The sequence below is a fragment of the Jeotgalibacillus salarius genome, assembly GCF_004405125.1.
Lineage (GTDB): Bacteria > Bacillota > Bacilli > Bacillales > Jeotgalibacillaceae > Jeotgalibacillus > Jeotgalibacillus salarius.
Map to the genome: position 1 here is coordinate 85,950 of NZ_SORX01000009.1, position 7,921 is coordinate 93,870.

The window sequence follows — 7,921 nt, forward strand, 5'->3', positions numbered from 1 at the left end:
TCAGCCGACAATCCAATAGCATTTTTCTATATATCACGTTCCTGTAATTGAACTTCCTGATCCTCATGGTGATAACATTGCATTGATGCAATCAGTGTATCAAGGTGGGAAAGATGTTCTTCATATTCAAGCATAGCAGACAGAACATGCAGCAAATGATAACCGCTGTTTTCTTCCTCATCACGCGCTTTATTTACCTCGACCATAAAGATATCTGTTAATTCTTTATGATTCATGCACGTATGATTAATCTGTACATTATCAATAGAAGGTTTAATTTTACCGGCGAATCTCATAAGCAGCTGCTCATGATAGCTCATCAGACAGTCCAGCTGCTCCTGAATAATCATTTGCAGCGATTCAGGTACATGGTGAATGTCATTTTCGAAACGATGAAGTCTTTTCAGAATCTCAAAGCTTCTTCTCTGAGTAGATATCATCTGACGGTAAACAACCAGTTTCCGTGTTTTTGCCACGGAGTTCTTTTTCAAAATACCCCGTTCCTCTTTATATAGAAGATAGATCTGGTCAATTTTCATTAAGCGTTCTTTAAACTTTTCAATATCTTTCTTCAGCAACTGATGTTCAGTGGCGTGACGTGTACTCAGTCTGATCCACTTAATCATATCATCAGTCGTTGTTGAAATATGATGAAAAAGTCTGTTTTCATATTTAGGTGGAATAAAAATCATATTAACAATAAATGATGACAATACGCCAAGCATGATTGCTGCAAAACGCAGCAGTGCGAAAGTGATGAAATCTTCATTCTGCACTTCCATAATCGCAATCAGTGTAACCAGCGCAAGACCGATTGTTGACTCGATTCGAAGTTTTAAAATAATCGTAATTGCAATTACAGCTGCAAAACCAATTACAACCACATGATTACCAAATAATAATACAAATACCACGGCTACAACTGCACCGATCAAGTTAGCCTGAATATGCTCCAGAATAGAAACAAATGAACGGTAAATGGTTGGCTGCACAACGAATGCAGCAGCAATTCCTGCGAAAATCGGTGTCGGCAGTTCCAGCAGTTCAGCTAAATAGAGAGCAAGGACGATTGCAATCCCCGTTTTTAATACGCGGGCTCCTAGCTTCATGTATAAAATAAGTCCTTTCTTAACGTAACTCACGTTTATTATTGCGCATGGCAATAGTAGTAATATACATGGGATTACAGCGTACTGCAAGAGAATTAATCAAGAAATTGACAGACATGAAAAGGAGGCGTTTTCATTGTGAAAACGCCTCCTTCTCTAAACTTTTGCATATGATGATTTACAGCTGTGAAAATGCAAAATCGACTGCTTTAAGTGTTTGGAGAACATCGTCTTCAGTATGTTCGGTTGTTAAAAACCAGGCTTCATATTTAGATGGGGCAAGGTTGATTCCCTGCTCGAGCATTAATTTGAAGAAGCGGGCAAAGATTTCACCATCAGTTGCTTCTGCCTGCTCATAATTCACAACTTTTTCATCTGTGAAATATATTGTCAGTGCGCCTTTTAAACGGTTAATCGTGATCGTCACATCATGTTTGTCAGCAGATGAGAGAATTCCTTCTTCAAGGATTTTTCCAAGACGGTCCATTTCTTCATAGACCCCAGGCTGCTTCAAAACTTCAAGACAAGCAATGCCTGCCTGGATTGATGCAGGATTACCAGCCATTGTTCCTGCCTGATAAGCTGGTCCGAGCGGTGCGATTTGCTCCATAATGTCAACACGGCCACCGTATGCGCCAATCGGAAGACCGCCACCAATAATTTTACCCATCGCTGTCAGGTCTGGTTTGATATCAAGGAAATCCTGTGCGCCGCCATACATGAATCGGAATGCAGTAATCACTTCATCATAGATCACAAGTGCACCTGCTTGATGAGTCAATTCATTGACCTGCTTCAGAAACCCTTCTTTTGGTTCAACAATGCCAAAGTTCCCGACAATCGGTTCGACGAGTACGCCGGCAATTTCATCACCCCATCGTTCAAGCGCTTCTTTAAATGGTTCAATGTCATTGAAAGGTACTGTGATGACTTCACTGGCAATATTCTTCGTCACACCAGCTGAATCCGGGGTGCCTAACGTTGCCGGACCTGATCCTGCAGCAACAAGTACTAAGTCGGAATGACCGTGGTAACAGCCGGCAAACTTAATGATCTTATCTCTGCCTGTATAAGCTCTGGCTACGCGGATTGTCGTCATCACTGCTTCAGTGCCCGAGTTTACGAAACGGACTTTTTCCATAGCAGGCATAGCTTCTTTCAGCATTTTTGCAAACGTAACTTCATGCTTCGTTGGTGTCCCATACAGTACACCGGTTTCAGCAGCATGTGTAATGGCTTTTGTAATGTGCGGGTGCGCATGACCGGTAATAATCGGTCCATAGGCAGCAAGGTAGTCGATGTACTTGTTACCATCAACATCCCAAAAATATGCGCCTTTTCCTCTTTCCATTGCAACAGGGGATCCGCCGCCTACTGCTTTATAGGATCTCGATGGACTGTTCACACCGCCTACAATATGTTCAAGTGCTTCACTATGTAGCGATTCAGAATTCGTATGCTTCATTTTAGTTCCTCCTGTCATTGAGTCTTCCGTATTGTAATATGATCAAAATAGATCTGCAAACTAAAGGAGTGTGCATGTTATGGGGTGGCTGCTCATTTTTGCAACAATCACCATTATGGTATTCTCAGTAAAAACTTTATTAAAGCTTCCCTGGGAAGGATACTTATTCTCACTAAGAAATTTCCTTTACATCAGCTTAACATATACAGTTTTGTTAATAGGCTTTGCTGTCATTTATACAGTCATGCAGGTGGAAGGTTTGAAAGTGGTTACACCTGTGGAAACTCAACCCTTCTGGCAACTGTTCATGTCGATGCTGTACTTCAGTGCCATGATGCTTTTTTCAGTAGGAAACGGAGAGCTGATTCCTGAGGGAGCCGGCAGGGCAGTGGCAGTGGCAGCAGCATTTTTAGGACAGGTTCTTCCAGTCACAGTCATATGGACACTGATTGCAAATGCTGACCGTCAAACTTTTGAAAAGTAACAAGCGGTTCGTTATGCTGTAATTATGAAAACATAAGGAGGTTTTTTCGTGACTGCAGCTAAAGGACAAAAAGCACCTGATTTCACATTAAAAACTCAGGACGGTACAGAAGTATCACTATCTGATTATATTGGAAAGAAACAGGTTGTACTATATTTTTACCCGAAAGACATGACGCCTGGATGTACAACACAGGCATGTGATTTCCGGGACAATCATCAGTCGTTTGAAGAACTGGATGCTGTCATTTTGGGAATCAGTCCCGACCCTGAAGAAAAACATAAAAAATTTGCTGACAAACATGATCTGCCATTCACTTTACTGGTCGATGAAGATCATAAAGTCGCAGAAGACTATGATGTATGGCAACTTAAAAAGAATTTTGGTAAAGAATACATGGGAATTGTCCGCTCGACATTTGCGATTGATAAAGATGGAACAATTATGAATGAATGGCGTGGTGTCAGAGTGAAAGGACATGTAGAAGAAACCCTTCAATTCCTGAAAGACCATCGTTAATCAAAAAAACGCACGAAACAGACAAATCACTAATCATGTAAAAACTTAATATTTTAGCAAATGAAAAGAAGAAGAAGATGCTCTCAGTTTCATGAGCATTTTCTTCTTTTTAATTACATGTAAATTTATAAGAAACTTAGGTTTATTGAAGTGGAAGGCGGGCACTGCGGGACGATTAGACTGTCAGCTGAGACCCCGCAGGCTGACTAAGTGCATGCCGTCCGGAAAGCCTCCTGCTGGAACTTAAATGAATCGGACGCATTTACAAGACTTTTTCTGTAGCTCGGATCAGTGTGTATTTTTTAAATCATATGAATATTGTTTTTATTATGGATATTTCTGTAAGGGTTTAAATTTACATAATCAATCATTATAATAGCTTTACCTGTCGTCAGGTAAGTTTTTAGAAAATTGATTCTTGTGAAAAAGTGGGGGATTCTATGGACGCTACAAAAAAGCGAGGTTTTTTTACCAAAGGGCTTGATGGAATCGAGCGCGTTGGTAACAAGCTTCCTCATCCAGTAACGCTGTTCTTCCTTTTTGCAGCGATGGTCGTATTAGCTTCAGCACTTGGTTCAGCGTTAGGCTGGACGGTTGAAAATGCTGAAGGTGAAGAGATTGCAGTTTTTAATCTCTTAAGCTCTGAAGGTATTCTGTATATGTTTGAATCAGCAGTGACAAACTTTACAGGATTCGCACCATTAGGGACAGTACTTGTGACAATGCTCGGTATTGGTATTGCTGAAAGATCAGGATTAATTTCAGCTGCACTGAAAGCACTTGTTACATCAGTTCCGAAACAGCTGTTAACAGCAGCACTTGTATTCGGCGGTATTATGTCGTCAATGGCTGCTGATGCGGGTTATGTTGTACTTACTCCACTTGGAGCGGTATTATTCGCCGGTCTTGGCCGTCATCCATTGGCAGGTCTGGCAGCAGCATTCGCTGGTGTATCAGCAGGTTTCTCAGCAAACCTTCTCGTTACATCACTAGATCCACTTTTAGGTGACCTGACAATTGCAGCGGCAGCAACAATTGATGCTGGTTATGCTGAAGGTATGAACATCTTAATGAACTATTACTTTATGATTGCATCAGTTGTGCTTTTGACAATTGCAGGTACATTTGTCACTGAAAAGATCGTAGAGCCGCGTCTTGGAACTTATAAAGGAACTTACGCTGGTGAAGAAGGCGAAGACATGACAACCGTTCGTCCAGAGGAGAAAAAAGGTCTATGGGCAGCACTTGCTTCAATCATCGTTACTTCTGCACTGATTGCTTTATTGGTTGTGCCATCCTGGGGACCGCTTCGTGCAGGACTTCCGAATGATGAAATTCTTTCAGCGCCGTTCTTCCAGACGCTTGTGCCGATTCTGTTTATCTTCTTCCTGATCCCTGGACTTGTATTTGGTCTCGTAACGAAGAAGATTAAAAATGATTCGGATGTTGCCGAACAGATGGGCGATACTATGGCGACAATGGGAATGTACATTGTACTTGCCTTTGCAGCAGGTCAGTTTGTTGCTTACTTCAACACCAGTAATCTTGGTCAGATCTTTGCTTACAACGCAGCAGGCTGGTTAAGTGAAGCTGGACTGGATGGTATGCTACTCGTACTTGCCTTTATGTTCGTAGTCGGATTGATTAATCTCTTTATCGGTTCATCTTCTGCTAAATGGGCATTCATGGCGCCGGTATTTGTACCGATCATGATGCAGCTTGGATATGCACCTGAATTCACTCAGGTTCTATACCGTATTGCAGATTCAACAACAAACATTATTTCACCGTTAATGCCTTACTTCGCGATTGTTATTGCTTTTGCACAAAAGTATGACAAGAAGGTTGGAATCGGTACGCTGATTTCAACAATGATTCCGTATACGATTGTATTTTCAATCGTTTGGGTGCTAATGCTTCTTGCATTCATGTACTTCCCTGGTATCGAAATAGGACGAATTGATATTCCGCCACTAGATCTCGGACCGGGTGCTAACATTTTCTATAACAATTAAAGATTCAAAAAGGACTCCGATTTTCCGGAGTCCTTTTTGTTTTCCTACCTATATATATTTGACAAATATAATTAGCGGCAGTTACACTATTTATAAAGATTATAAAGTAAGACTTTATATAGAAAGAGGTGCATGGCGGTGTCAGAATTGCAATTAAGAGATGCTTTAGATTCGCTAAAAGGGACCGGAGTACGTATTACTCCTCAGCGTCATGCGATTTTGGAATATCTTGTAGGCGCTATGTCACACCCGACTGCCGATGAAATTTATAAAGCACTTGAAGGTAAGTTTCCAAATATGAGTGTGGCGACCGTTTACAATAATTTACGCGTTTTTCGTGAGGTAGGACTTGTAAAAGAGCTTACTTACGGAGATTCATCGAGTCGTTTTGATTTTGTGACAACTGATCACTATCATGCGATTTGTGAAGATTGCGGAAAAATTGTAGATTTCCATTATCCTGGCTTGGATGAGGTTGAGCATTTAGCTTCTCACGTAACAGGTTTTAAAGTGAATAATCACCGCATGGAAGTATATGGTACATGTCGTGATTGTGAAGCCAAAGCAGGCGCTCACTAATACAAGGCAAAAAAACAGCCTCCTTTTCAATTGAGAAGAAGGCTGTTTTTTTATTTACTTAACTCTCGGTTGAACCGGAAGTTTGTTTTTTCTTCTTATTGTAATCTTCATTAAACTCTTTGCCGTCAAGATCCGGATCGAGTGTAAGAGGTTCGCGGCAATGCATACACATATCTACACGACCGAGCACTTTAGTCGGCTTGTCACAGTTCGGGCATGTGACAACGACTGCTTTTGTTGAAAGCATACCGATCCAGAAATACACAACCATACTGAAAAGAATAGACAGCATTCCAAGAGAAATGAAAATCAGCATAATGATAGGATTGTCTCTAAAGAAAATTCCACCGTACATAATGATGACTCCGAAAAAAATAAGACCAAGAGCAAATGAACGGATTTTGTTAATTTTATTTGAATAAGCTTTTGCCATAATTGTCCCTCCTGAACTTTTACTATATCATAGAAACTTGTAAACAAAATAATGAAATCGTGACGGATTATTTAAGAAAACACATGAAGGAAATCAAGACCTTTTGTCGAATACATGTAGGGAAGCAACTTAAAAGAGAAGGAGCTACAGTGTATGGAAGATATATTGCGTCCAATTTATCAGGAACGGGCCAGTCAGACAAACACCCTTGGCATCGTCATTATGGAAAAGCGTGATAAAAAAAGCCCGATTACCGATACTTTTGATACGATACTTTTAATCATCGTGAAAGAATCTGAAAACCCGATTTTTATTAAACACTACACATACGAAGACAAAAAAGCTGCTATGCATGTTGTTACTGAAGAGCGTCTGAGAGAATGGCTGCTTCTTGGCAGTAATCGTAAAGTAGTTGACTGGATTCTAAACGGACAGGCAGTTTTTGATCGTAATGAGTTTATTGATCAACTGCGTCAGGAATTAAAAGATTTTCCGTTTTATGGACGAAAGATTAAAATGGGAATTGAATTCGCTAAGTTAATCAGAAGATATATGGATGGAAAATCATTCTTTGAATCTAAGCATTTCCTAGATGCTTATAATCATGTTGTCCATTCACTCCATCATTTAGCACGACTGGCTGTCATCGAAAATGGATTTCATCCTGAAGTAACTGTATGGAATCAGGTTAGACAAATTGAACCTGAAATTTATAAGCTTTATGAAGAGCTGGTTAACAGTGAAGAAAGTCTGGAAAAACGTCTTGAACTGTTATTCCTGGCAAGTGAATTTTTGATTCATTCTAGAATGGAAGTCGGAGCGGGCCACTTAATTAGTGTAATGGAAGAGAAAGAAAGCTGGAGTTTTCAGGAACTTCATTTACACGAGGAACTAAATTACTATTCGGTTGATCTGGCAGTAATGCTTGAATTCCTTCTTGATAAAGGAAAAATTCATACCCAGCCGATTGAAACAAAAGGTAAAGGGATCTACCACAGACACTATTATGTATAGCAGCAAAAGGAGCAGATCAAAGTCTGCTCCTTTACTATGTATCTTCTGGAAACATGTTTTTGAAAAACTTTTTAAAAAACTATTGATCTTTTTTGAAACCCTTGTTAAGATAGTAAACGTCGCTGATGAGGCGGCAACAACACGACAAAATAAAATTTAAAAAACTTATTGACGCATCGAAATAAATTATGCTAATATAAGAAAGTCGCTTGAGAGAGCAACGCCGCATTTCTTCCTTTTAAAGAAGCGAAGCGGAAAGAAGTACTTGAACCTTGAAAACTAAACAACCAAACGTCAACGTTT

General features: G+C 40.1%; 8 protein-coding genes. 5 read left to right on the forward strand and 3 right to left on the reverse strand.

Going from position 1 to position 7,921, the window contains the following annotated elements; genetic code table 11:
- Positions 1–26: 26 nt before the first annotated feature.
- Together E2626_RS14125 and E2626_RS14130 are read right to left on the reverse strand one after the other, a co-directional pair.
- Entirely contained in the window at positions 27–1,109 is a 1,083-nt protein-coding gene (locus E2626_RS14125) for an FUSC family protein (RefSeq protein WP_134382430.1), read from the reverse strand.
- A gap of 178 nt (positions 1,110–1,287) precedes the next feature.
- On the reverse strand, positions 1,288–2,574 hold the full coding sequence (locus E2626_RS14130) for a glutamate-1-semialdehyde 2,1-aminomutase (protein ID WP_134382431.1): 1,287 nt from the start codon (positions 2,572–2,574) through the stop codon (positions 1,288–1,290).
- A 79-nt stretch (positions 2,575–2,653) separates the two neighbouring features.
- Between E2626_RS14130 and E2626_RS14135 the strand changes: the two genes are divergently transcribed.
- From E2626_RS14135 to perR, 4 genes are all read left to right on the forward strand, one after another.
- Positions 2,654–3,058, forward strand: a complete 405-nt coding sequence (locus E2626_RS14135) for an ion channel (protein WP_134382432.1) — start codon at positions 2,654–2,656, stop codon at positions 3,056–3,058.
- Positions 3,059–3,106: 48 nt separating this feature from the next.
- On the forward strand, positions 3,107–3,577 hold the full coding sequence (gene bcp / locus E2626_RS14140) for a thioredoxin-dependent thiol peroxidase (RefSeq protein WP_134382433.1): 471 nt from the start codon (positions 3,107–3,109) through the stop codon (positions 3,575–3,577).
- A 440-nt stretch (positions 3,578–4,017) separates the two neighbouring features.
- Positions 4,018–5,592: an AbgT family transporter gene (locus tag E2626_RS14145; protein ID WP_134382434.1), complete on the forward strand. Its 1,575-nt coding sequence runs from the start codon at positions 4,018–4,020 to the stop codon at positions 5,590–5,592.
- Between the two features lie 132 nt (positions 5,593–5,724).
- Positions 5,725–6,171, forward strand: a complete 447-nt coding sequence (gene perR, locus E2626_RS14150; RefSeq protein ID WP_134382435.1) for a peroxide-responsive transcriptional repressor PerR — start codon at positions 5,725–5,727, stop codon at positions 6,169–6,171.
- A gap of 58 nt (positions 6,172–6,229) precedes the next feature.
- Here the strand turns inward: perR and E2626_RS14155 are convergent, their stop codons facing one another.
- Positions 6,230–6,604 (reverse strand): YgzB family protein, encoded by a 375-nt coding sequence (locus E2626_RS14155; protein WP_134382436.1) that lies wholly within the window; start codon positions 6,602–6,604, stop codon positions 6,230–6,232.
- Positions 6,605–6,757: 153 nt separating this feature from the next.
- Between E2626_RS14155 and E2626_RS14160 the strand changes: the two genes are divergently transcribed.
- Positions 6,758–7,618 (forward strand): nucleotidyltransferase-like protein, encoded by an 861-nt coding sequence (locus E2626_RS14160; protein ID WP_134382437.1) that lies wholly within the window; start codon positions 6,758–6,760, stop codon positions 7,616–7,618.
- The last annotated feature ends 303 nt before the right edge of the window (positions 7,619–7,921 follow it).